We start from the raw sequence: 24,104 nt of genomic DNA on the forward strand, positions 1-24,104 counted from the left end.
GTCGATACCAAGGTGATCTTCACCAGTACCATGTTTCAGGAGATTGGGATGAATAACTAAGACTTCAAGGGGTGGGAGATAAATTTTTTTATTATTTATCTCCCTACAGTTCAAAGGGAATTAAGGTTTAGGCGGGTTATCTTGGTTGGAATCTGAAGATTTATCGTCAGGAACACGATGGCTTTCACCATCAATAGTTCTTTCGCGATCAATAGTATAAGAAGGGTCATCTTGCTTGCGTTGGTACTCGCCTTCAAAAGTATTGCCATTTTGATAGCCACCACCCTGAAAACCATTTCCAGGTTGGTAAAACTTGATGTGCGGGATTAAACGCATCACAAATAATTTTTGTACTGGTGGTAGTAATAAAAGTAATCCAATAAAGTCCGTAAAGAATCCAGGAACAATAAGTAAAAATCCTGCTAACACTAACGCCACACTTTTAATCATTTCAGCGGCAGGACTTTCACCACTCATTAATTTTTGTTGTATTTGCATGACATTTTTCATCCCTTGGTTCTTCACAAGTGAAACCCCCAAACAGGATGTGAGCACCACTAAAATTAATGTCATCAATACACCAATTTCAGCCGCAACTCGGACAAAAATGACCGACTCTATATACACCAAAATACATATCAGAATTAGTGGTAACCAGCGCACAAGTACTCCTTAATATCAATAAGCTACTGCATTTTTCGGGGCTAAATGAAAACCTTTGTGAACTATCTCTAAGAGACTACTATTCATATTCGCTTTTTTCATCAGTATAGCCATAATAATTGGGTCTCTGATCGTGATTTTCAACTCATGGACTAAGATCATTAACAAGGCTTATCTGTGATTTAAATCACACAATATAAATTCTATTGCACTAATCAATCCATAAAATGATCTAGGTTCAAGGTATGGGGTGATAAAGGGCATATGATCACCCCATAAGTCAGTAGAACATAATACTGATAAAGGAGTAATAGGTGGTAATCACCTAGAAGTTTAGTTTTAGGATATATTTTTAAAAGCGCATAAACGGACAGTAACTGTAATCTAATTAAGAAGGTTCTCATGTCAAACAATACTCGTATCGAAGAAGACCTGTTAGGTAAAAAAGAAGTTCCAGCCGATGCCTATTATGGTGTTCATACTCTGCGTGCGATTGAAAACTTTTATATCAGCGACCGCACCATTAACGATGTCCCAGAATTTATTCGCGGCATGGTAATGGTAAAAAAAGCAGCCGCACTAGCTAACAAAGAACTGCACACTATTCCTCGTAATATCGCAGATACCATCATCAAAGCATGTGACGTTGTTTTGAATGAAGGCAAATGCATGGATCAGTTCCCAGTTGACGTATTCCAAGGTGGTGCGGGCACATCACTGAACATGAATACCAACGAAGTTCTGGCAAACATCGGTCTTGAACTGATGGGTCATAAAAAAGGTGAGTATGAATTCTTAAACCCAAATGACCATCTGAACAAAAGCCAATCTACCAACGATGCATACCCTACCGGTTTCCGTATCGCGGTTTATAACTCTGTTCTGAAATTAATCGATTCTGTTACTTACCTGAAAAAAGGTTTTGAAAGTAAAGCAGAAGAGTACAAAGACATCCTGAAAATGGGTCGTACTCAATTACAAGACGCAGTACCAATGACTGTTGGTCAGGAATTCCATGCTTTCGCAACTCTTCTTAAAGAAGAAGAAAAAAATCTGAAACGTAGCATCGATTTACTGCTCGAAGTTAACTTAGGTGCAACTGCTATCGGTACTGGCCTGAACACAGCCCCTGGTTACCAAGAACTGGCTGTTAAAAAATTAGCAGAAGTAACAGGTTTAGCATGCGTACCATCAGAAGACCTAATCGAAGCAACTTCTGACTGTGGTGCTTACATCACTGTTCACGCTAGCCTGAAACGTTTAGCAGTTAAACTGTCTAAAATCTGTAACGACTTACGTTTACTTTCCTCTGGTCCTCGCGCAGGATTGAAAGAAATTAATCTGCCAGAATTACAAGCAGGTTCTTCTATCATGCCAGCAAAAGTTAACCCAGTAATTCCTGAAGTTGTTAACCAAGCATGCTTCAAAGTTATGGGTAACGACATCTGTGTAACGATGGCTGCTGAAGCAGGTCAATTACAATTAAACGTAATGGAACCAGCAATCGGTCAAGCGATGTTCGAATCCATTTCTCTGATGAGCAATGCATGCCGCAACTTAGTAGAAAAATGCGTTAACGGCATCACTGTTAACAAAGAAATCTGCGAAGCGTTTGTATTCAACTCTATCGGTATCGTAACTTACCTGAACCCATTCATCGGTCACCACAACGGTGATATCGTGGGTAAAATCTGTGCAGAAACAGGTAAGAGCGTACGTGAAGTTGTCCTAGAACGCGGACTGCTGACCGAAGCGCAACTGGATGATATCTTCTCTGTTGAGAACCTAAAACATCCAGCATATAAAGCAAAAAGATTTGACGACTAATTATTTATGTTTAGCATAAATAATTCTTAAGAATAAGGGCACGACTTTCCACCGGATAGCGTGCCTTTTTTCATGAATGCACACACAAATAATTAACATAACAGTTTCATAATTTTCATTTTTGTCGAGGAGTAAACACTATGTTAGCCGTAGAATTTGTCATTGTTCTGCTGGCCATTTTTTTAGGGGCCCGTCTTGGAGGGATAGGTATCGGTTTTGCCGGTGGCCTTGGTGTTCTGGTGCTCGCTGCAATTGGCGTGAAACCGGGAACCATTCCTTTTGACGTAATCTCTATCATCATGGCAGTTATTGCCGCCATCTCTGCAATGCAAATTGCGGGTGGTTTGGATTACTTGGTTGCTCAAACAGAAAAACTACTGCGTCGCAATCCAAAATACATCACTATCCTTGCCCCTATCGTGACCTATTTCCTGACTCTGTTCGCAGGTACAGGTAATATCTCATTAGCAACTCTGCCAGTTATCGCAGAAGTGGCGAAAGAACAAGGCGTGAAACCATGTCGCCCACTGTCTACGGCGGTTGTTGCAGCTCAGATTGGTATCACAGCATCTCCAATTTCTGCGGCGGTTGTTTACATGGCATCTGTCATGGAAAACCCAGCAATGGTTGGCGCTGGTAACACCGTTAGCTATATCACGCTGTTAGGTATTTTATTACCAGCAACTTTCTTAGCTATCATCCTGATGTCTTTCATTATCTCTTGGACATTTAACTCTAAACTGTCTGATGACCCAATCTACCAAAAACGTTTAGCTGAAGGCTTAGTTGAACTGCGCGGTAGCCAAGTTAAAGAGATCAAACCAGGTGCTAAAGCGTCAGTTCTGCTGTTCTTACTTGGCGTTGTTGGTGTAGTTTGCTACGCAATCATCAACAGCCCAAGTTTAGGCATTGTGGCAACCCCACTGATGAACACCACTAACGCTATCCTGATTATCATGCTGACTGTGGCTACGTTAATCACTGTACTGTGCCGTGTAAACACTGATGCAATCCTGAACTCTAGTACCTTCAAAGCAGGTATGAGCGCATGTATCTGTATCTTAGGTGTTGCATGGTTAGGTGATACTTTCGTACAGCACAACATTGATTGGATCAAAGAAACTGCGGGTGACTTAATCCACGAACACTCATGGATGTTAGCGGTTATCTTCTTCTTCTGTTCTGCGCTTCTGTACTCTCAAGCAGCAACAGCGAAAGCACTGATGCCGATGGCTCTGGCACTGAACGTTAGCCCATTAACCGCTATCGCTTCATTCTCAGCCGTATCTGGTCTGTTCATCCTGCCTACTTATCCAACTCTGGTTGCGGCAGTACAAATGGATGACACCGGTACAACTCGCATCGGTAAATTCGTCTTTAACCACCCATTCTTTATTCCGGGTACCATCGCTGTGGCACTGGCCGTTACCTTCGGCTTCCTGTTCGGCGGTATGATCCTGTAGTCATCAATGCAATGACTTAGGAACAGAGAAACCGTGGCTTTCGAGTCACGGTTTTTTTATGTCTGCACCAAATCTTCCACCCATTTAAAGCATCTAAAAGAGATAACAATTATGCTGACTTTATCTTATTAAAGAAAAAAACAGCCTAATCACGCTTAAATTTAAGTAGTTACAACTAATCAAATAAACCTATTCAAAATAGAACAATTCTTTTCATTTAAACAAACTGAAATAATTTGTCATATTTAAAATTGAATGAAATGCTAAAAACAAATAACATAACATAATGAAAAATAACAATTAATAGATAAAAAAAGATGATTTTGAGCGCAAGAAAGGATTGATGCGTCACAGTTTAGTGACCAGTTGTTAATAAATGTAAAAACCAGAATTATACTCTTTATTATATACCGATAACGAATTAAATAAGATTATATCACTATTTAATAAAGATGCTCTCAAAGAGTCCACTCCCCTTATCACCACCTAACGCTAGCTTTATTATTTTATATTACTCACCTTATGTGTTTAATTTAAAATTTTCGACTATTTCACTATAGTTGCATTATTTGATTTTATAAAAAACGTCACGTAAATTAGTTAGAAGAAAACGGAGTGAAATAATTTCCTCACACAACGTTTTCATCAATCCTTCGTATTCACCTAAATACGACTTTTATTAAGTGATGCTGTTTGGAAGGAATGCATACAATGAAAGAAACAGACGGTAATAGCCCTTCACCCAAGAAGGGTATAACTATTTATACAAAAGCAGTGGGTTATGAAATTTATTTATTACGAAAGCGTCGTTCGCTCAGTGGAAAAGATTTAGCAAATTTATTGAATATCTCTCAACAGCAAGTTTCTCGTTATGAACGAGGTATCTGCAACATTACAATAGATATGCTAGTACAGGTTTTAAATGTACTAAAAATGCCTATTCAGGACTTTTTGGATAGAACCGTTATTCGAGTTTCCATAATGAAATTTAAGCTAAGCAGTGTTGGCAGTAAAGATATCTCACTGTTAAATAGCTCATTTATAAAGTAGGCATATATTTTCCCTACATGTTTAATTCATTATATCTTAACAATAAAGAATAACTTTTATTTTTATTATAGCAATACCCCTACACCAATGGAGCTTTACCAATAACAATATGATTTTATAAATAAAAATATTTTTAAAAGTCCTGTTTATCGTATTAATGATAAATATATTAAACATTTAAATTATTTCAGCACAGCTGAGAACTTAATCTAACCACCTAAACAGTTATTTATACTTAGCCATTAAATACATGTGAAAAAATTAATCTATTAAATATAGAAAATTAACACTCTGATAAATCCATGGAGCGCCATTCTATTCATATGGCGCCCGACTTTTCATGCTTATTTATTATAGGTTAGTGAATAATAAATCGATCACTAAGAATAAAGGTAATATTCTCTTTTTTAGAACAAGAGAGTATCCCCTTTATATCTAAGGAATGGAATAAAGGAAATTAGCGAAACTTTAAATTGAATGTTTATAACTGATTCAACCTAAATTTAGCCTAGGTAAATAGATAATATCGGTATCATACGTATAGATATCTATAACGAAATAAGTCATGGAATACGAGCATATACAATCAATTTAATTATTTAACTTTGGACAAATAGGAATACTAATTATGTCATTTAAAACAACGGCACTTTCTACTGCTTTATTTATGAGCCTGTCAGCTTTAAGCCTGAACGCAATGGCAGCACCTTCTGCAGAAGTGACGCTGCAAGGGATCCTGACCAACACAACCTGTGATGTCACCATCAATGGCGGTAAATCAGTCTTAAACGTGGGTGTTTTAAAAACGTCTGTGGGTGAAGCAGATTCAGATTTTGCCGCTGTCAATGCAATGTCCTCTACAACCGTTGATATGCCAGTGACTTTAGTGGGTTGTGCTGAGGGTGAGGAAGGTAACTTAATCATTCAAGGGATCACTTCTGTCGGTAACAACGAGCAAGACATCTTTGTTGCAACAGATTCACAAACTGTTGGTTTTATGATTGAAGATGAAGCTAATAACCGCATCACTAACGGTAACGGTGCAAAGGTTGAAATTGGCGCAGGCAAAACTGCCGCGCAATACACCTTCAAAGTGGGTATGGCAACAACCACAGCGACTCCGAAAGCAGGTTCCTACAGCGCACCTATCTTAGTGGCTTATATCGTTGACTAATTCGATTTAATTAACTCAGTCGATTGAGGTAAGGCGGGCATCGTCTTACCTCCATCTGCCACGAAAACTATGAGGATAGACAAATGCGAAATAACCGATTTATGCAAGGGATCTGCGGTGGCTTGCTATTGCTATCTGGTTCATCGATAGCCGGGATCGCTATCGACACCACTCGAATTATCTTTTCAGAAAGTGATAACACCACCGGAAAAAGTGTGGGGATCACCAGCTCAAGCCAGTCACTCACGCCTTATTTAGTCAAAGCACAAATGTTGCGTGACCCTTATGGCGAGCAAGGAGAAACCCCTTTTGTGGTGACGCCCTCCTTATTCCGCTTAGAAAAAGGGTCGACCAATCAAGTCCGTATAATGAAAAACAGTGTGGCGCTCCCGCAAGATAAAGAATCTGTTTTTTATTTTCGTACCATCGCCATGCCGACCAGCGAAAAAGGGCTGAATGCCCCACAAAATAATATTGATGGCGCCGTACAAGTGTCGACGGGAAATATCATCAAGCTGTTTTATCGCCCGAATCAGTTAGGCATGACCCAGCCACAAGCCATGAAATCGCTGAAATTTTCGAGTGTAAATAATGGGGTTCAAGTGTCCAATCCGTCCCCGTACTACATCACCTTAGACAGCTTAAAAATTGCCAATAAGCCCGTTTCTCTGAGTACCAAAAAGGGAAATAACATGATTGCGCCGTTTAGCAGCATCACCTATTCCCATGTTCAACGACAATGCTCGGTTGAATGGAAAGCCATTAATGACTATGGCGGAAAGGACGAGTTTCATGCGCAAATTCAATAAATGTCTCGTGTTTTTTTTCGCCGTTTTACTTAACGGATGGCACGTAGCACAGGCAGAAAATACTGAGATTAGAGCGGTGATCACCGATGATGTCGGGTGTGAAATTCGCATTCCCAACTCATTGCAATTTACACCACTGCGCACATCCGATTTTCAAGGCGCGGTGACCACCCATCAAATTAAGCCTTTGAAAGCGCAATTTATCTGTGTGGATAAAACGGGAAATCTCACCCCCAAGATTACGTTACAGGGGAATACCCCCTATAACGAAAGCACCATTTTCTTAGATGGAACCCCAAATAGCACGGGGTTTATGTTACGCCTCAGTGATGGCACGCCGCTCTCCCTGAGTGATTTTTATGACACAAGCAAAGCCTTTAAACGCGGTGAACAGATTGCCTTAACGCCACTGACCAAAGAGAACCATCACCAAACCGAAGAGACTTTTCTCGTAGGGTTAGTGGGGCCCGTGGATGGGGAAGCCATCCCCGGTGAATTCTCAGCCTCATTGACGTTTAACCTTATTTTTCAGTAAGACCTAAAAATAGGAAATCATCATGACACTGACTCAAAAGTCACTCTATTCCCTGCTCATCCCCACTGCATTGTATGCGGCAAGTCTGGGGCAATCCGCGATAGCGGCAACCTCGGCCACCACTAAAATCAGTGCCAGCATTGTCGGTGGTGGCTGCCAAATTACCGCGCCCTCAACTGTTTCGATCCGTAACGGGGATCTTATTCCTGCTGAAGAGATCACCACCACCAGTGATATCAGCGAAACCTTTGATCTCACCATTCTTGGCTGTAAAGGTTACGGGTTAACCCCCTCGATAACCATCGAAGGAGAAACCGCTAATGCCTCCGGTGAAGATCTGTTTGTGAGCACCAGCAGCACCAGTACAGGCTATGGCATTTTATTATCCACAGACGGTAACAGTAATTTTAACCAAAGTGACAACTTGGCAACGAATAAAGAAATCACGGCACTGGTCACCACAGAGTGGAATAAAACCTTTGCCAGCACATTGGATGGAACCATCCCACTGAAAGCTACCGTCAGTTGTGGAACCTGTGCCGCCAATAACTTACAAGGCGGCGAGTTAACCGCCTCATTAACATTTAATTTTATCTATCACTGATTTTAAAGGCTGCTAATAACAATGATACGAAAACTGTCTTTCTTTAGCGTGATTGTAGGGTTGCTATTACCAGCCGGTGAATTACAGGCAGGCAGTGCCTCAACCACCCTCTCCTTTTCCGCCTTTTTTTATGGCGGTAGCTGTGAAATTAACGTCCCGGCACAACTGCCTTATAACAACGGTAACCCGATTCCAGATAATTCGATTAGCGATGACAAACGTTTCCGCCAGTTCGAGGTCACTCTGGCAAACTGTCAAGGCTACTTTATGAAGCCTAGGATCACCGTGACAGGTAATACCATAACCACCAGCGACGGTGTGAAACTCTTTGCTGATGCAACCAGTACCACAAAAGGCTACGGTGTGCGTATAGCGGCAACGGGTAATAAGTATTTTAACGATAACACTAATGCCGCCATTAGCAATGTCATCAGCGCCAAAGACTGGTCAGTAGATAGTAGCAATAACGCCGCTTCGTTAAATGGATCTCTTGTATTTAGAGCCTATCTCTCCTGCGGCGCCTGTACCGCAGGTGACAATTTGCAAAACGGTGAACTCACAGCAACCGTCACGTTTAGCTTCTTATATGACTAATTGGGTAATCAGCATGTTTTCAAATCGTTTTTTTGACTATCGCGCGCTTATTATTTTATTGATATGCAGCAGTTTTTCGACGCTCACCTTCGCAGCAGAAGGCGGACTGCGTTTGGCTCAAACTCGCGTCGTCTTTGATGCAGCCAATCCAAATACAAAACTTGCCATCAAAAATAGCAGCCCGCAGGTCTACTTAATCAAAGCTGACGTCCTCAATACGCCAGAGGGGAATGCCCACAAACCCGCGCCCCCGTTTATTGTGACACCCCCCATGTCTCGCTTAGAAAAAGAGAGCCAAAGCACACTGCTTATTGTGCGTAATGGGGCTTCGGAGCTGCCGACAGACCGAGAATCCGTGTTTTATTTAAGTTTATTAGCGATCCCTTCCACCACAAAAGCGAGTGCCCCCGAAGGCGAGATGACCAGTGCGCAAGTTTCGGTGGGGATCCGCAACGTGATCAAACTGTTTTATCGCCCGAAAGGGTTACCCATGAGCGTCGAAAGCGCCTCAAGCCAACTGACGTTTCGCCAGCAAGGTCAACAGCTCGAAGTCAGTAACCCAACGCCGTATTACATAACCTTGGCACAATTGAGTGTGGATCAGCACCCCATTGATGTACGAGAACTGGACCCTATGATTGCGCCCTTCTCCACCCAAATTTACCCCGTCAAAGGCGGTGCTACACGTGCAGAGTGGAGAGTGATTACGGATTATGGGGATATGAGCCCCGCGTATCAGGGGAAGGTTCAATCAGGAGATATTCGCGATGAACAACATTAAGTTATTGAAGATTAAAAAACCTGCGTTGTATCGCCTGATTGGCGGGATTGCCCTATTGGCTTCACTTTTTACCCAGACTGTATGGGGAAATAACATCCAAGACCAAATTAATGGGCTCACACTGCATTCAACCCGTATTATCTACCCCCATGATGCCAAAAACGGGGTGACGTACACTATCACCAATAATACGGCGATACCGTATTTATTGCAGGCGCGCTTATTACCGTGGGAAGGAAATTCATCAAGCAAAACGGCGAACGATAATCCCGAAGTAGCCGATGAAAATTTAACGGCATTTATTGCTTTACCACCGTTACAGCGCTTCGAACCGGGTGAAACACTCACATTGCGCATTCGTCAAAAGCATAATTTACTCGCGCAAGATAAAGAGTCGATTGCGCAGTTGTCACTGACGGCGATCCCCGCGCAATCAAAAGAGGCGGCGGAAGGCGCGCAAATGATCCTTGCCGTACAAAATAATCTGAAGCTGTTTTATCGCCCCGCGGGATTACCGGAACATCATCTCGACAATATCGCCGAACAGCTGCAATTTCAGCGTACAAAAAACACGCTAACCCTGAAAAACCCGACGCCTTTTTATGTCACGTTAGCGTCACTGTCGGTGGGGAAGAACGCCCTGAATTTAAGTTCCTCACGCATGATCCCCCCCTTTGGGGAGGCGCAGTGGCCCCTTGATGCCAGCCATATGGGAAGCGACATTCATTGGCAGCTCATGGAAGACGATGGCGGAACCGACAAAATGAGAACACGCCAACTCTCAGCAATGTAACCACACCCGACAGATAAACACATTCACCCGATGCGCATTGGCAACGGGGGGATTCTTGCATTCGCAAGATAAAGGAAGACCATGAAAAAAGCCCATAAAATTGCTGAACACCAGCCAAAAAATCCTTTTTTCCGTTATCACCCGCTGGCGTGTGTATTGCTATTGGCGGTCGCTCCAACACAGGCCGAAGATTACTTTGATCCCAGTTTTTTAGGGGTTGCAGGTGAAAACACAGACGTGGATTTATCCGCCTTCTCACAAGCCGGTGGCGTTGCTGAAGGGGAATACACCGTTTCCGTATTTGTGAACCAACAGGACGTGGGGCAATTTACGCTTAATTTTATCAAAAATACCCACGGTGAAATCGCACCGGAATTAACCCCTGAGCAGCTCGACACATTTGGGGTCAATGTGTCGCAAATTCCTGTCCTGAAAGACTTACCTAACGGCGAGTTTATTTCAGATTTAGGCGCCCTGATCCCACAAGCGACAACCCGATTAGATTTGTCACGCTTACGATTAAACATCAGCGTGCCGCAAGTGGCGATGCAATCTCAAGTCAATCGTAATGCCGATCCGTCATTATGGGACGATGGGATTCCGGCGCTCATGGCGAACTATAACGTCAGTGCAGGTCGCACCACCAGTCGCTATGATCACGGCAAAAAAAACCAAAATACCAACGTCTTTGCGTCCGCACGCTTGGGTGCCAATGCAGGGCCGTGGCGTCTGCGCAGTAACCTCACCCATTCCCGTTTCGAATACAGCGGGAGCGAGAACCAATCGGCCACGACCAACACCCAAACCTACTTTTCCAATACCACCCTATCACGGGATATTCGGGCATTACGCTCGACATTGTTAGTCGGTGAAAGCAGCACGGGCAGCGATGTGTTTGATGGTGTGCCCTTTAAGGGCGTGCAGCTAACCTCTAACGAGCAAATGCTGCCAAGCCAATTACGCGGCTATGCGCCGGCGATCAGTGGTGTTGCCAACAGCAACGCTCGCGTCACTATTCGCCAAAATGGCAATATCGTGTATGAAGCCTATGTGGCTCCAGGGCCCTTTTATATCAATGATATCCAGCAAGCGGGCTTATCCGGGGATTATGACGTCACAGTCACCGAAGCCGATGGCGCTGAACGCCAGTTTGTGGTGCCCTACTCATCTTTACCCGTGATGCTGCGCCCCGGCGGCTGGAAATACGAAGTGGCCTCCGGTCGCTATAACGGTAACTTGACCACCAGCTCACGTCGTTCTGACTTTATTCTCGGTACCGCTGTCTATGGGCTGCATAACGATGTCACGGTGTATGGCGGCGCCTTGCTGGCAAAAGATTATCAATCTCTGAGTGTGGGAACAGGAGTCTCTTTAGGTGACTTCGGTGCTGTCTCCACGGACGTCACGCACTCATCGGCTAAATTTACTTATTCCAACCCAGTTACCAGCTCTAGCGAGCGAAAAACGGGGCAATCTTACCGTATCCGTTATTCAAAAAGCTTAATGGCAACCGGCACGTCGGTGGATTTAACCGCATTACGTTACTCCACCGAGCATTTCTATAATTTTAGCGAATTTAACAGCCAAGGTTATCGCCTTGAAGAGGGTCTTAGCCCGTGGACTTTACAGCGTCGTCGCAGCAGCTTCCAAACCCAGCTCAGCCAACAGATGCAACAGTATGGCTCACTGCATTTTCGTGCTAACCGCGATGATTACTGGGGCAGCAGCCGAACCTTAACGGGTTTATCCATGGGCTACAGCAACAGCTTTAAAGGGGTCAGTTACGGTGTGAACTACAATATCGACCGCGTGAAAGACAGCCGCAATAACTGGCCGGAAAACCGCCAGCTCTCTTTTAACTTAAGCGTGCCGTTCAGTGTGTTTACCCAAGACCGTGATTTGCAGTCCATTTATGCCACCTACTCCATGAGTCATGACCAAAATGGACGCACGCAAAATAATAGCGGCCTGAGCGGCAGCTTTATGGATGGCAAGCTGTCGTATGGCGCGTCACAAAGCTGGGGAAATAAAGGGCAAATCGCGAACACCAACCTAAATGCAGGCTACCAAGGCGATAAAGGCAGTATCAGTACCGGTTATAGCTATAGCAATAATTCCCAGTCAATCAATATGAATGCCAGCGGCGGCGCATTACTGCACGCCGAAGGGCTGACATTAAGCCGCTCTATGGGGGATTCAGTTGCGCTTATCAGCGCGCCGGGCGCCGAAGGGGTCAGTGTTAATGGCGGAACCGCCGTGACCGATTGGCGAGGCTATGCCGTGGCACCTTATCTTTCCGACTATAACAAAAACAGCATTGGCTTAGACCCAAGCACGCTGCCTGAAAACGTCGATTTACCGCAATCCAATACCAACGTTTACCCCACCAAAGGCGCAGTGGTGAAAGCCAGTTTCCGTACCCGTATCGGCTACCAAGTGCTCATGACCTTAAAACAGGGTGCCAAGTATGTGCCATTTGGGGCAATTGCCACCTTAACGTCCGATAACAGCGCTGACAACATTAGCAGCATTGTGGGGGATGCCGGGCAGGTGTACCTGACGGGATTACCAGAAACCGGGGAATTGTTAGTGAAGTGGGGAGAGACAGCCGCACAGCAATGTCAGGTGAGTTTTGACTTGCGCCATGTGGATGTCTCCGCAGATATGCCAATCCGCCAAGTGTCTTATCGCTGTGTGAGTGGGCAACCGCAAGCTCAGCCTGTGGTATCGAATACATCCCAAACGGCTCAGCAGGTACTTGCTCCAATGGAAAACATCGAACCTTTACATCAAATACCCAATAAAACACGTTGGTTACAGTCACCAGCAGGAGAAAAATAATGAAATTGAACAATCAAAAACGCTGGGGGAAAATGTGGTCAGCCGCAGCAGGTTTAATGGTATACAGCGCACTTACAGCAATTAGTTACAGTGCTGAGAGCTGGGATTTTCCCAACGGAGCAGTGTTTAAAGAAGTAGGAAAAATAGTATGGGAAAGTGAGCCTATCGATAAGAGTCAAAAACAAAAATATAAGGGAACTATGGGTCATGTTATTCATGGCAAAGTGCTTTCTAATATCCCAAGTGCTTCCTGGGGGGTTGTTGATGGCTATCACGGCGTGGTTATTGAGCCTGGAATAATACTCACTTTTTCAGGAGAATCTAACACATCAACCTCCGATGGCGGATTTTACATTAACGTTAATTATCAATATAAAGCAGAACCGAAAGTAACTAGCCTATCTAATTTTAATGTGAAAAAAAATAATGGGCTATATAAATATAGCGCTGAATTAGCCACTCATTACTCCCAGGATATTGACGGAACTAACCAATATAAAGCGAGAAATTTACGGGTTGCCCTATATATCAGTAATTCAGTGAAACCCAAAACTTATTCCTATCAAGGGATTGCTTATTTTGAAGTGGGCGATATGCGTATCCTTCCCAATAATCAACTTGAGTTTACCTATGCGCCACCAATCCAATGCACCATCGATACCCCAGCAAAAATTGATTTCGGTAAAGTGAATATTTGGGATTGGGAAGGTAACACTTCTGGTACACCAGGAGGAAATCGTAAGGATGTTTTAGGGGTAGTTGATGGGAATTTTATGATCAACTGTACTGGAGATAATGGTGCTCATACTCCAGCTAAATTAACACTTAAAGGTACAGTTCAAACATACTCAAACGACTTAAAAATGACGATGGATGCCACAGGTGATCTTGCGCCTGCTACTGTCCGCGCATCCATAAAATCGATTTTTGCACCCTGTAACAATGGAGGTACCCAGTTTGGACCTGGTACTAAGACCCCACCAGGAAATGAAGTTGATTTAGGTGATCTCACCGTTGGTTCACACCAAGTCCCTTACCGTTTTAGCCTCTGTGCGCTGGGTGAAGGTTTTAAATCTGGCGCCGCTTCTGCCACCGCCACCGTCACCATTGACTGGGAATAACCTGCCTAACCGCTTAGTGGTTTTCTTCACAAACCACTAAGCCTTTATCATTCAACGATGAGAATGCCATGATAGCCACTCACCGCCACCGTTTATTCACATTATTGCTCATGGGAATGTCGCTTCTGTTGTGTCGCCCTGCGCTATCAGCAGCATCGCCAACATCCTTGGAGCAAATTCACGACCTCGGCGTGCAATCCATCAATGGAGATGGCGTCCCTGTAGACCTCGCCAAAGGGCGTTACTATATTCAGCAATCTGCATTGCAGGGCTATCCCCTCGGTCAGTACCATTTAGGGATTCTGTTTTTCACGGGTGAAGGTGGCCCTCAAAATTCCGCCTGTGCAACGTGGTGGCTGGAAAAAGCCATTGCCGCGAATAATGAAGTGCGTGAAAGAGCGCAACAGGCATTGCATGACATTCAGGAAGATACCACTGTCACCACAGAAGCGGTTGATGAACAACGTTGCCAGCAATATTCGTACAACTTAGTCAGCTTACCAATTACCGAACCCGTTCACGCTGAACCGCAAGTTAATGCTATCGAGCTCTCTGCCAAGGAAAATCAGGTGCTACTGGGGGTTTTAAACAACCACCGACCGCATCGGATTTATGCCGCATTGCACCTATTGCAAAAGGAACTGACTAAAATATGGCAACCTATTGCCGAGCACCGTGAACGCTTAATGCTCGCCGCTGCACATAAAGCCCATATTCAGCAACAAGCAGCACCAGCGGTAAATGAAACCGTTTCTGACGAACCGACTGAAGTGATCATTACCCTTGTATTGCCCCCGTCAGAACACAAAGGTGAAACTGAACAGCTAGAATCAGTGCCAATCGATATGCCTAGCAAACCGATAGAGGTGACGATTCCGGTGGCGAAACACACCTCAGTGAGCACTAACTTAGGTGGCGATATTCGCTCAGCTTCCCCTCGCCATTACACATTACAATTAGGCAGCGCAAGCAGCCCTGAAGGGCTTTATGAACGTGCTCGTCGACATAAATTACGTAATTATTTGGTCTATGAAACGGTAAGAAATAACCGCCAATGGTATATATTAGTGTATGGCGAATACCCAACGCTCCGAGCCGCAAAACACGCCATACCAAGCTTACCCTCTGCATTTCAACGGGATAAACCGTGGGTGCGCAGCCTGCAACATGTTCAATCTGAGCTAAACTAACCAACAGTTAGGTCGGCGACTATCGCTTACCTAACCCCTTCTCCTGTTCCCATTCGCTTTAAAAACCGCTGCTGATAACGCCACAAGGTTTTGGCATCGACACAGTGATAATCCATACCAAACTGTGCGGCGGTTTGCTGAATAATACGGGCGAGCGCGGGGTAATGCCGGTGGTGCCAATTGGGAAATAAATGGTGGGTAAGATGTAAATTCAGCCCACCGAGCCAATATGTCAGGCACTTCGGCGTGGTTTGCCAATCATAGGTTGTTGAGAATGTATGGGTATAAAACCCTTGCTCCATACGCCCTGAATCTGGCGCGGTATAAAAAGTGGCTTTCGCCCAGTGAGTGCCCAAAATCAGCACCACAAAAATAAATGACGCGAACATTTGGCTAAGCAGATAAACACCCAACAATGTGCCAATACCGATGCCATACGGGGATAACACCCAATAGGGTAATAATATGGCCAAGGCAAGATGCAGGCTCTTACTCAGAAAAAATACCCCAATACCTTTCGCACCTTGATAGCGCATTTTTGGCGCGACGCGGGTGAAATGAAAACGGTCAAACCAATCGTAGCCCCAAATCAGCGCGGGAAACGTCATTGCCGCTATCAACGGCCAATACAAATGCTGCCAACGCATAAACGGATACCAGCGTTGGTATGGAGTTTGGCGCAGTAAAAAATTCTCTTCAATATCCAGATCATAATCACGAACATTAGTATGGGAATGGTGAAAAACAATGTGCCGCACACGCCAACAATCAGGATCTAACCCTAAAGGAATTGTCACCCAAAAGTTCACAATCCGGTTAAGTGCTCCTCGCTGAAAAACGGCGTTGTGGGAGGCATCGTGCACCATGTTAATCGCCAGCAATAAGGCAAAGAAAATAAACAGCGGATAGCCTACAAAAAACAGTATTCCGCCTTGGGAGCTGAGCATCAGCCCGTAGCTGCCTAAGCACACCAAAATCAGCATAAAACTTTTGAGATAGACCCAGCCATCGGCAAAGCGGTGATCGCCTTTTTCTTGCAGATACCCCTTTGCCGCTTGCTGCAATGCACGGTGAAAAGCCAAGTCATCCCGCTGGCGAAAAGCGAGGGGCGGTAATGGCTTAGGCTTGTACATCACGTCTATCCACAGGCGTTGTTCCTACGCCCATTAGCACAGCGGCGCTGTGCAACCATAATAGCGCCCCCACTACCAACCAGAATGGCGTCAACCAACCTGCGATTATGATCAATAACAGCATCAGGCTGGCCACCGTAAACCAACTCCATTTCCCCCAGCCATAACCGCTTGATAAGCCAGATAATGCGACAGTTCCTGCCGCTAACAGAATAAATAACCCGACTTGCTCAAGGGTCGTGCCATTAAAACCGTACCCATAGCGATACACATAGCCAATCACCAACGCGAACAGCAGCAATGTCCCGCCTACAAGCCCCATTTTTCCGATGTGATAACGAGGGGAATGCGTTGGTTTATTCGTTTTTTTCACACCCAAAATACGCAAGAATGGGCGATTACTATCAATCAACGGGTTTTCCGTTGCCGCCTCACCACCAATACCGTATTGATGGGGCGTTTCAGGAGATTCAGAAAACGTCCCAAATAGCTTGTCCCAAATAATAAAGCTGCCGCCAAAGTTACGATTGGCGTATCCGCCCGTTTTTATATGGTGAACTCGATGATGATGCGGCGTCACCATCCATGATTCCAGCCATTTAAAACGGGGAATTAACCCACTGTGGTTAAAAAATTGAATCGTATAATGAAGCACAGATACCGTCATAAAGACGGTAAGCGGCACGCCCATTAACGCCAATAACAGAAAGAACGGAATCGAAGTGAGTGAGGAATACCACGAATTACGTACCCCTAATGAGAGATTAAAATGCTCCCCTTGATGGTGCACCACATGCACTGCCCACAAAAGACGGTAACGATGATGTAAGCGATGAAGCCAATAAAACCCTAAATCCCAAGCGATTAACGTAAACAACCACACTAGCCATGTTGGCCAGCTATCGGTAAGGTCGAAAGAAAAATGCGTGACCACAAAACCGTAGCAAAATAGTTCTAACCCACGGAACAGCCACAGCATGATATGCCCAGAATTAAGGTTAAAAACTACATCTTGCCAACTGAATGAAACGCGCTTTTGGCGAGCAATAATCAGCGCTTCCACCATCACAATCAACACCATAAAGATAATGGGAAATGTCAGTTCATTCATCGCTCTCTCCGTGACGGATTAGCCGCCCATAAGCGAACAACCGTTATCGCTATCCACGCACAAACCGCGCCGCCAACCATATCAATAAACAGGTGCCGCTTCAGCATTAAGACAGAAAAAATAATCATCAACGCCCACAATAGCCACAGGAGGTTTCTCAAAAATTGACCTTTTCGACACAAAGCCCCCCACGCAATTAATGTTAACGACACATGGAGCGAAGGCAGCATATTTTGCGACGTATCCACCTGCAATAACCCGGAAAGTGCCTGCTGAGTCAATCCACTCCCTATATTTTGAGGGAATTCTGCCGTGGTTGGATAAATCAAATACACCGTGCCAGATAGCACCGCACAGAGGATCATCTGCCACATTAACGGCTTCACTTTTTCTGCGTGACTCAGCAGATAACCGCAAGGAATAAAAAGGAAAAATGAGAGATAAAGCCATATCGCATTTGGCGAATAACCGATGGCATCATCAATTATCGAGGGGGAAATAACGTGCGCAGAGGAATAAATATGCCCCGTCAAAGAGTAGATAACCCCAACACATCCCCAACCTAATAGTAAATACCCCACGCGCTGCCACACTGACATCGACGTTATCATGGTACCTCCCGCGTGATCCGCCGACGTTTGATTGCCATTGTCGTCTCGGGCAAGGCGGTGTTGAGTTGCCACTGAAGATGCTCAGTCACTGCGCCTTGCAGTTCGAAGTAGTCAGTTAGTGCTTGCTTACATGCCAACAGCGCCGTGTCTTCACAATCCGCGGATAAGGTGAATAACTTCCCCTGTTGATGAAGTCGGTAATCTGTTTCTATCGGTAACGTATTACACATCACTCGGTTACAGGCGTCCGCAAACAGGGTTATTGGTTCACCTTGTTGATTGGTTAAAACTATTTGGTCATCACTACGCCCTTCGATGCATTCAATGGCTATTTGCACATCACCACAGGGACATGGAGTCTCTCTAACGACCAAAATATCATCCAGCTGATAACGCACTATGGGCTGAGTTTGCCGCGTAAAATCGGTGATAATCGGTAAAAAACGGCGTTCATCAATCCACTGTTTTTCAATATGCAAAAAAGCTTCATTCAGATGCAATGTGCCATGAGGGCAGGTGCAGCCAAGAAAACCTTCCGTCGCTTGGTACACTTCGCCAACATCTGCAAAAACGGTTTTTAGCAGGGCTTTATCATCCGAATTTAGCACTTCCGCCACTGATATCACCCTTTTCGGGGTTAGTGAGCACTCATTTCGCTGCTGGCGCTTTGCAATTTCTACCAGCACCTGTGCAGGAGCAACAATAATGGTAGGCTGCCATTGATTAAGCTCAGCAAGATGCTCATCAAAATCCCCCAGCAGGTCGTAAAACTGAAATGAGAGCCAGCGGTTATTCACGCTTTCATATAAGTTATTGTTTGCACGTAGAAACAGTGCAACGCGCTCTCCGGCAAATAACCCATCCGGCAACATTTTAGCCAGCATGGTTCCCGACCAGCGAGCTTGTTCGTCAGGGCTGACCACAAACACCCCGCGTTTTCCTGATGTTCCAGACGATAACCCCACACTGAATTTCCCCACTGTTGGAGAAAAATCACGGGAGGATTCGCTCTGTTTCGCGCAGGCAAGCAGCTCATCCACTTTCAGCCCTTGGGTGTTCATGCGGTCAAAATGCTGCATCATCAAAGCTTTATTCATCACAGGCCACTGAGTAAGTGCTTGCTGACAATATGCCGCAAAATAGGGACTACGCCGTAAAAAACGCTGCGTAAATGCCGATAATTTTCGCTGTTGATATGCCTCTAGCGCTGCGCTATCCGTAAAACGCAGTCGGCGAGCCTGCCAGTAATACCACAGAATTTTCAGCAGTTTCACAGCTCACTCTCATGACACAGTTGGATCGGTATCTGGCGTTTATCAATCTGATGCAATTTATTGAGCGTGTCGTAATAGGCTTGGCGGTCATCCATAATTAAGTTCGCCACCGCCATTGGTCCGCGCAATTCTCGGTAATTCGTTGGTGACCATGCCGCATCTCCCGCCAGCAAAATCCAGCCATCATCCGTTGCCACGCATAACCCAGTATGCCCCGCGGCATGACCCGGTAATGGCACCGCAATTAAGGTTTTTTCTGGGTTTATTGCGTAGCCAAATCCTAATTCGGCTAAGGCTTCAGGCAGCTCAATACGCTCAAAGCCTTCATAAAACCGTGCTCTTTCTTCGAAATCTTCAGGGATTAACCCACGCACAAAAGCTTTACGTAATGCGGAAAATCCGGTTAGGTTACGCGTTTTTTTCCACCCTTCCCCCGAACAGATCAGCGGTACTGAAGGGAAATCCCGCAGCCCCGCAATATGGTCGCCATGGAAATGGGAAATAATGACGCCTGTAATATCAGCAGGCGTGATACCATCCGCCTTGAGCTGAGAAACGAGAGCATCTTTGGTATCAAAATAAACCGGCGTAACCGCTCGATACAACCGAATGATGCCTTCACGGGTATGATCATAAAAATGGTCGGCATACCCCGTATCAAACAGCCAGCGCTGGTCATGCCCCTCAATCAGCCATGCCCGCGCGGGGAATTTACACGCTTTCATACTCGCACCTTTAAGGGCAACACAACCGGGATGGGTGCAATATCCCACTTCAAATACCCGAATGTTCATCATAGTTTGCCCTCTTGGTTTTCATTAAGCCATTTTGCGGTGCGTGCGATGCCCTCCGCCATGGAATAGCGTGGGATGTAACCGAGTTCCTGCTGAGCGCGTTGATTGTTTAAAATCATCGTGAAATAAGCAGCGCCGAGGCTATAACGGGTTAATAACGGCTCTTTTCGCTGCATAATCGCTAATTTTTCTAAACAAAACGCCACACCGTATAATAGCGAATAAGGGGCTGATTTAATCTGGCACTCAGTGCCTGTTTGCTTAAATAGCATTTTTAATGTGGTGGCTAACGGTTGAGGATCTTGGTTAGTAATATTAAATATCGAGCCATTTTTTAACGGTTTTTGGGTTGCCAACATCATGGCATCCACCACATTTTCAACGTAGGTCAAATCGAAGGCATTTTTGCCCCCTGCCGGCAGCACCAATTTGCCATGGCGGGCGCGGACTTGCGCCATCAAACGCGGCAATAAAACCCGATCATGAGGCCCAAATAATCCTCGAGGACGCAAAATCACAAAGGTGGTTGAGGGATAATTCGGTACTATCTTGGCAATTTCTTGCTCGGCAAGGAACTTCGTTCGCGCATAATCATTAGCAAATTGCGTGTTATTCGTTGATTCGAAAATATTGTGCTGGTGAGTAAAATTAAAATAGATTGCAGGGGTGGAGATATGCACAAACCGCTCGATACCTTGCTCTGCCGCAGTCTGCGCCAAGGTTTTGGTGGCTTGCCAATTAATGGCTTCGAATGTTTCACGCGTACCCCATGGCGCCGACAGTGCGGCGCAGTGCCAAATTACCTGACACCCTGCCATCAATTCACGCGCGGTTTCCGGTGTTAATGTTGCCAGTTCTACGGGAATAAATACCGCCCCCGCATCCGTTAACTCCTGACCAATAGCCAAATCACGCCCGCAAGCCACCACCTGATGCCCATCACGTAGCAAGATTTCTGTGGCATTGCGCCCAAGCCCGCTGGTCGCACCTGTGACTAAGATTTTCATGGTATAAGAACCAGTGCGGATAACGCTAAACCGGCTGCGGTTCCTACCAGCATTACGTGGGATTTGCCATAAAAACGGTCGGTAATAATGGCTTCATGCAGCGCGGAAGGAATTGATGCCGCGACTTGGTTGCCGTGTGTGGCATAGATATCGACTAACTGCTCGGCGGTAACACCCAGGCGTTTACGCATATGTTCCAAGGATAAGTGGCTCGCTTGATGGGGAACCACCGTATCAATCTGCGCTAAGCTCACTCCCGCTTGAGACAGTATTCTCTCCATAAAATCCTCAACCATGGCGGATGCCATCTTGAATAGAGGTTTGCCTTTCATGTGGAATAAGAAATCGCTCGGCTCCATCCCTGAACGTGGATTACGACGAGTGCCCCCCGCGCGAATTTCACAGAGATCTAATCCTTCAGGATAGGTTTCTAGACGAAATGCCAAAATACCGCTATTCCCATCACCGCGTTCAACAAGAGTACAAGCCGCACCATCCCCAAAAATAAGCGAGGATTCTTCATGTTCCCAATCGATCCCCCGAGAGGCAATATCCGCAGAGACAATTGCAATTCGGCGATACTGATGGGTAGTGAGTAGCCCACCCGCAATTTGCAACGCCGATAAGTAACTCACACAGCTCGCATTCACATCAAAGCAGGCAATACCCGAATGAAGTGCTGAACTTGCAAGAATATGAGCTGCGCTACAAGGTAGGGCTTGGACAGGAATAGCTGATGCACAAATCAAGGCATCCACTGAAGCAGGGTCAATATGGTGGCGAGTTAATGCATCGTGAATTGCTGAAGCAGCTAATTCAGCTTGGCTATCGGTATTTGATGCATGGTAGCGCCAGCTAATCCCCGAACGTTTTTCAACATAACCGTTCGGTTTATTCAGCTGCTTATCCAAATCCATCGACAATACTTTATGTGCGGGTAGTGCGATGCCAGAAGCAATAATTTTCAGTGGCACAAACGTGTTGGGGTTAAGCATTTTTTACCTATTCTTGTAGTTTATTGCTTTATTACCCTTCATTTACCAAATAACCCGCCATCATGGTATCGGAAAAAGTGCATATAACATAAATATTGGATAAGTCAGATTATTTTTCATCAAATAAATAGGTTCGCTTTTATTTCAAAGGTGGCGACCCATATTTAATACTCGAGCCACATTGCATGCTGTATTTTCTAAGTTTTCAGCCCCCTGATTGAGCGCCTCACTAAGGGAAGACAATCTTGGCAGAATGCTAAATACCGCCGTTACACCCTCTTGGTGCAATCCTTCTACCCCATCCCCTAACACACCGCTTAATGCAATAACCGGAACCTGATGTTTTGCCGCGAGTCTCGCAATGCCGATGGGCGCTTTTCCTCCTGCGGTCTGCCCATCCATACTACCTTCCCCGATGATCACCAAGTTAGCATCTTGTAAGTGTTGCTCAAACGCTAAAGCGTCCATCACAATCTCAATACCAGATTTAAGCTCACCGCCGAGTAGTGCAGCTGCTGCAACGGCGATCCCCCCCGCCGCGCCGCCACCGGCAAGATAACGATAGTCAGTCCCCGTTAACTGTTGAAGAAGCGCCGCAAACTGGTTTAATCCATTATCCAACTCAGCCACCATTTCTGGCGTTGCCCCTTTTTGTGGACCAAAAACCGCCGCTGAGCCGTGTTCTCCTACCAATGGGTTACTCACATCGCAAGCAATGTCGATTTTGCACTGAGATAACCGCGGGTCAAGTTGCTGAATATCGATATGCGATATCTGTGAAAGGATATTACCCGTGGTTCCCAGTAATTGATGATTTTCATCATAAAATCGCACACCCAGCGCCTGCAACATACCAACGCCGCCATCCACTGTAGCGCTCCCGCCAATCCCTAGAATAATCCGCTCAACCCCTTGAGCAAGCGCATTGGCGATCAACTCTCCCGTACCATAGCTGTTCGTCAGCATCGGGTTTCGCTTGGCAATAGGCACTAGCATCAACCCACTGGCTTGTGCCATTTCAATCACCGCCGTCTTACTTTCAGCTAATAGCCCATAGTAAGCCATGACAGGGAGACCCAATGGATCTGCCACGGTAACCGATATTTTTTCACCGTGCAGTGCCGCAATAAGCGCATCCACGGTTCCCTCTCCACCATCAGCCACTGGCAGTGAAATATATACCGCGTCAGGAAACACACGTCGAAAGCCTTTTATGACTGATTGAGCCGCAAGCTCGGCGCTCATACTCTCTTTAAAAGAATCAGGTGCAATGATAATTTTCATTAATCCGCATTCCTTATTTGCACGATGTCATATTTATTCTTATTTCTATAAACTATTTAAAATAATACCGATAATCAATAAACAAATCTGTATCTTTATGACGAAGTAAATATAAATCTTTCTCTCGAAACATATTTATGAATAATATATATATAAGTGTAACAGCCCATTACCCAATTCATACTTCATTATTATTTTTTGCGTTATTTTTATAAAAAATAAGTCAGTAATTATCGCCATAAAAAACCAATCAAAACTCAGAAAACTAGATTATTAGACTGATTAAATTAAAATAATCAAACATAAAATCCATAATTATTTATACCTTTACTCACTAACTGAGTGATCGAAATAGCTATTAACTATCGAAAATAGCCTATCAATCCGTCATAAATATTGGTAATTAATTTAACTTAGCGGTTAAATACTCCTAAATTGAACCAGTCAATT

22 protein-coding genes are annotated in these 24,104 nt (G+C 45.0%); 13 read left to right on the forward strand and 9 right to left on the reverse strand.

Annotation, left to right across the window (positions count from 1 at the left end):
- Positions 1 to 120: 120 nt before the first annotated feature.
- Positions 121 to 663 carry an FxsA family protein gene (locus ACIH2S_RS16745; protein WP_036955943.1) on the reverse strand — a complete coding sequence of 181 codons (543 nt, stop codon included), beginning with the start codon at positions 661 to 663 and terminating at the stop codon, positions 121 to 123.
- Between the two features lie 402 nt (positions 664 to 1,065).
- On the opposite strand from ACIH2S_RS16745, the gene aspA reads away from it, so the two are divergent.
- The 13 genes from aspA (at position 1,066) to ACIH2S_RS16810 (ending at position 15,445) form a co-directional block, all read left to right on the forward strand.
- Positions 1,066 to 2,490 (forward strand): aspartate ammonia-lyase, encoded by a 1,425-nt coding sequence (gene aspA, locus ACIH2S_RS16750; RefSeq protein ID WP_036955941.1) that lies wholly within the window; start codon positions 1,066 to 1,068, stop codon positions 2,488 to 2,490.
- A 140-nt stretch (positions 2,491 to 2,630) separates the two neighbouring features.
- On the forward strand, positions 2,631 to 3,953 hold the full coding sequence (locus tag ACIH2S_RS16755) for an anaerobic C4-dicarboxylate transporter (RefSeq protein WP_036955939.1): 1,323 nt from the start codon (positions 2,631 to 2,633) through the stop codon (positions 3,951 to 3,953).
- 711 nt (positions 3,954 to 4,664) lie between these two features.
- Positions 4,665 to 5,003: a helix-turn-helix domain-containing protein gene (locus ACIH2S_RS16760; RefSeq protein WP_036955937.1), complete on the forward strand. Its 339-nt coding sequence runs from the start codon at positions 4,665 to 4,667 to the stop codon at positions 5,001 to 5,003.
- Positions 5,004 to 5,631: 628 nt separating this feature from the next.
- The gene (locus tag ACIH2S_RS16765; RefSeq protein ID WP_430247756.1) at positions 5,632 to 6,177 is read left to right on the forward strand and encodes a fimbrial protein; all 546 of its coding nucleotides are present in this window, start codon (positions 5,632 to 5,634) and stop codon (positions 6,175 to 6,177) included.
- Between the two features lie 83 nt (positions 6,178 to 6,260).
- A complete protein-coding gene (locus ACIH2S_RS16770; RefSeq protein ID WP_430247758.1) occupies positions 6,261 to 6,986 on the forward strand; it encodes a fimbrial biogenesis chaperone in 726 nt (241 codons plus the stop codon).
- The gene (locus ACIH2S_RS16775) at positions 6,970 to 7,521 is read left to right on the forward strand and encodes a fimbrial protein (RefSeq protein ID WP_349488227.1); all 552 of its coding nucleotides are present in this window, start codon (positions 6,970 to 6,972) and stop codon (positions 7,519 to 7,521) included. The genes ACIH2S_RS16770 and ACIH2S_RS16775 overlap by 17 nt, the downstream gene beginning before the upstream one ends.
- Positions 7,522 to 7,543: 22 nt before the next feature.
- Complete coding sequence (locus tag ACIH2S_RS16780; RefSeq protein ID WP_430247759.1) at positions 7,544 to 8,125, forward strand: fimbrial protein; 582 nt, start codon at positions 7,544 to 7,546, stop codon at positions 8,123 to 8,125.
- Positions 8,126 to 8,146: 21 nt separating this feature from the next.
- On the forward strand, positions 8,147 to 8,719 hold the full coding sequence (locus tag ACIH2S_RS16785) for a type 1 fimbrial protein (protein ID WP_108479730.1): 573 nt from the start codon (positions 8,147 to 8,149) through the stop codon (positions 8,717 to 8,719).
- A gap of 13 nt (positions 8,720 to 8,732) precedes the next feature.
- Positions 8,733 to 9,500 carry a fimbrial biogenesis chaperone gene (locus ACIH2S_RS16790; RefSeq protein WP_430247761.1) on the forward strand — a complete coding sequence of 256 codons (768 nt, stop codon included), beginning with the start codon at positions 8,733 to 8,735 and terminating at the stop codon, positions 9,498 to 9,500.
- Positions 9,487 to 10,293: a fimbrial biogenesis chaperone gene (locus ACIH2S_RS16795; protein ID WP_321146766.1), complete on the forward strand. Its 807-nt coding sequence runs from the start codon at positions 9,487 to 9,489 to the stop codon at positions 10,291 to 10,293. Before ACIH2S_RS16790 ends, ACIH2S_RS16795 begins: the two co-directional genes overlap by 14 nt.
- A gap of 81 nt (positions 10,294 to 10,374) precedes the next feature.
- A complete protein-coding gene (locus tag ACIH2S_RS16800) occupies positions 10,375 to 13,134 on the forward strand; it encodes a fimbria/pilus outer membrane usher protein (protein ID WP_430247762.1) in 2,760 nt (919 codons plus the stop codon).
- The gene (locus ACIH2S_RS16805) at positions 13,134 to 14,255 is read left to right on the forward strand and encodes a hypothetical protein (RefSeq protein WP_430247764.1); all 1,122 of its coding nucleotides are present in this window, start codon (positions 13,134 to 13,136) and stop codon (positions 14,253 to 14,255) included. The genes ACIH2S_RS16800 and ACIH2S_RS16805 overlap by 1 nt, the downstream gene beginning before the upstream one ends.
- 68 nt (positions 14,256 to 14,323) lie before the next feature.
- Complete coding sequence (locus tag ACIH2S_RS16810; protein ID WP_272535915.1) at positions 14,324 to 15,445, forward strand: SPOR domain-containing protein; 1,122 nt, start codon at positions 14,324 to 14,326, stop codon at positions 15,443 to 15,445.
- A 26-nt stretch (positions 15,446 to 15,471) separates the two neighbouring features.
- On the opposite strand, the gene ACIH2S_RS16815 is transcribed toward ACIH2S_RS16810, so the two are convergent.
- The 8 genes from ACIH2S_RS16815 to ACIH2S_RS16850 form a co-directional block, all read right to left on the reverse strand.
- Entirely contained in the window at positions 15,472 to 16,578 is a 1,107-nt protein-coding gene (locus tag ACIH2S_RS16815) for a fatty acid desaturase family protein (protein WP_036949617.1), read from the reverse strand.
- Complete coding sequence (locus ACIH2S_RS16820) at positions 16,565 to 17,689, reverse strand: sterol desaturase family protein (protein ID WP_430247765.1); 1,125 nt, start codon at positions 17,687 to 17,689, stop codon at positions 16,565 to 16,567. Before ACIH2S_RS16820 ends, ACIH2S_RS16815 begins: the two co-directional genes overlap by 14 nt.
- On the reverse strand, positions 17,686 to 18,300 hold the full coding sequence (locus ACIH2S_RS16825; RefSeq protein ID WP_430247767.1) for a phosphatase PAP2 family protein: 615 nt from the start codon (positions 18,298 to 18,300) through the stop codon (positions 17,686 to 17,688). Before ACIH2S_RS16825 ends, ACIH2S_RS16820 begins: the two co-directional genes overlap by 4 nt.
- A complete protein-coding gene (locus ACIH2S_RS16830; RefSeq protein WP_430247769.1) occupies positions 18,297 to 19,574 on the reverse strand; it encodes a F390 synthetase-related protein in 1,278 nt (425 codons plus the stop codon). The genes ACIH2S_RS16825 and ACIH2S_RS16830 overlap by 4 nt, the downstream gene beginning before the upstream one ends.
- Positions 19,571 to 20,371 carry an MBL fold metallo-hydrolase gene (locus ACIH2S_RS16835; RefSeq protein WP_430247771.1) on the reverse strand — a complete coding sequence of 267 codons (801 nt, stop codon included), beginning with the start codon at positions 20,369 to 20,371 and terminating at the stop codon, positions 19,571 to 19,573. Before ACIH2S_RS16835 ends, ACIH2S_RS16830 begins: the two co-directional genes overlap by 4 nt.
- Entirely contained in the window at positions 20,368 to 21,375 is a 1,008-nt protein-coding gene (locus ACIH2S_RS16840; RefSeq protein WP_321146370.1) for an NAD-dependent epimerase/dehydratase family protein, read from the reverse strand. Before ACIH2S_RS16840 ends, ACIH2S_RS16835 begins: the two co-directional genes overlap by 4 nt.
- A complete protein-coding gene (locus ACIH2S_RS16845) occupies positions 21,372 to 22,370 on the reverse strand; it encodes a 3-oxoacyl-[acyl-carrier-protein] synthase III C-terminal domain-containing protein (RefSeq protein WP_154599948.1) in 999 nt (332 codons plus the stop codon). Before ACIH2S_RS16845 ends, ACIH2S_RS16840 begins: the two co-directional genes overlap by 4 nt.
- Before the next feature lie 144 nt (positions 22,371 to 22,514).
- Positions 22,515 to 23,654: a glycerate kinase family protein gene (locus ACIH2S_RS16850; protein ID WP_036949598.1), complete on the reverse strand. Its 1,140-nt coding sequence runs from the start codon at positions 23,652 to 23,654 to the stop codon at positions 22,515 to 22,517.
- Positions 23,655 to 24,104 lie beyond the last annotated feature (450 nt).

Source organism: Providencia lanzhouensis, assembly GCF_050469745.1.
GTDB lineage: Bacteria > Pseudomonadota > Gammaproteobacteria > Enterobacterales > Enterobacteriaceae > Providencia > Providencia lanzhouensis.

What these genes read in the sequence shown, in the direction of transcription:
- ACIH2S_RS16775 (WP_349488227.1), top strand. Translation starts at nt 6,970, where the DNA reads ATGCGCAAATTCAATAAATGTCTCGTGTTTTTTTTCGCCGTTTTACTT.
- ACIH2S_RS16845 (WP_154599948.1), bottom strand. Translation starts at nt 22,370, where the DNA reads ATGCTTAACCCCAACACGTTTGTGCCACTGAAAATTATTGCTTCTGGC.
- ACIH2S_RS16835 (WP_430247771.1), bottom strand. Translation starts at nt 20,371, where the DNA reads ATGATGAACATTCGGGTATTTGAAGTGGGATATTGCACCCATCCCGGT.
- ACIH2S_RS16785 (WP_108479730.1), top strand. Translation starts at nt 8,147, where the DNA reads ATGATACGAAAACTGTCTTTCTTTAGCGTGATTGTAGGGTTGCTATTA.
- ACIH2S_RS16815 (WP_036949617.1), bottom strand. Translation starts at nt 16,578, where the DNA reads ATGTACAAGCCTAAGCCATTACCGCCCCTCGCTTTTCGCCAGCGGGAT.
- ACIH2S_RS16795 (WP_321146766.1), top strand. Translation starts at nt 9,487, where the DNA reads ATGAACAACATTAAGTTATTGAAGATTAAAAAACCTGCGTTGTATCGC.
- ACIH2S_RS16780 (WP_430247759.1), top strand. Translation starts at nt 7,544, where the DNA reads ATGACACTGACTCAAAAGTCACTCTATTCCCTGCTCATCCCCACTGCA.
- ACIH2S_RS16820 (WP_430247765.1), bottom strand. Translation starts at nt 17,689, where the DNA reads ATGAATGAACTGACATTTCCCATTATCTTTATGGTGTTGATTGTGATG.
- ACIH2S_RS16825 (WP_430247767.1), bottom strand. Translation starts at nt 18,300, where the DNA reads ATGATAACGTCGATGTCAGTGTGGCAGCGCGTGGGGTATTTACTATTA.
- ACIH2S_RS16760 (WP_036955937.1), top strand. Translation starts at nt 4,665, where the DNA reads ATGAAAGAAACAGACGGTAATAGCCCTTCACCCAAGAAGGGTATAACT.
- ACIH2S_RS16810 (WP_272535915.1), top strand. Translation starts at nt 14,324, where the DNA reads ATGATAGCCACTCACCGCCACCGTTTATTCACATTATTGCTCATGGGA.
- ACIH2S_RS16790 (WP_430247761.1), top strand. Translation starts at nt 8,733, where the DNA reads ATGTTTTCAAATCGTTTTTTTGACTATCGCGCGCTTATTATTTTATTG.
- ACIH2S_RS16800 (WP_430247762.1), top strand. Translation starts at nt 10,375, where the DNA reads ATGAAAAAAGCCCATAAAATTGCTGAACACCAGCCAAAAAATCCTTTT.
- ACIH2S_RS16765 (WP_430247756.1), top strand. Translation starts at nt 5,632, where the DNA reads ATGTCATTTAAAACAACGGCACTTTCTACTGCTTTATTTATGAGCCTG.
- ACIH2S_RS16805 (WP_430247764.1), top strand. Translation starts at nt 13,134, where the DNA reads ATGAAATTGAACAATCAAAAACGCTGGGGGAAAATGTGGTCAGCCGCA.
- ACIH2S_RS16850 (WP_036949598.1), bottom strand. Translation starts at nt 23,654, where the DNA reads ATGAAAATTATCATTGCACCTGATTCTTTTAAAGAGAGTATGAGCGCC.
- ACIH2S_RS16770 (WP_430247758.1), top strand. Translation starts at nt 6,261, where the DNA reads ATGCGAAATAACCGATTTATGCAAGGGATCTGCGGTGGCTTGCTATTG.
- aspA (WP_036955941.1), top strand. Translation starts at nt 1,066, where the DNA reads ATGTCAAACAATACTCGTATCGAAGAAGACCTGTTAGGTAAAAAAGAA.
- ACIH2S_RS16840 (WP_321146370.1), bottom strand. Translation starts at nt 21,375, where the DNA reads ATGAAAATCTTAGTCACAGGTGCGACCAGCGGGCTTGGGCGCAATGCC.
- ACIH2S_RS16755 (WP_036955939.1), top strand. Translation starts at nt 2,631, where the DNA reads ATGTTAGCCGTAGAATTTGTCATTGTTCTGCTGGCCATTTTTTTAGGG.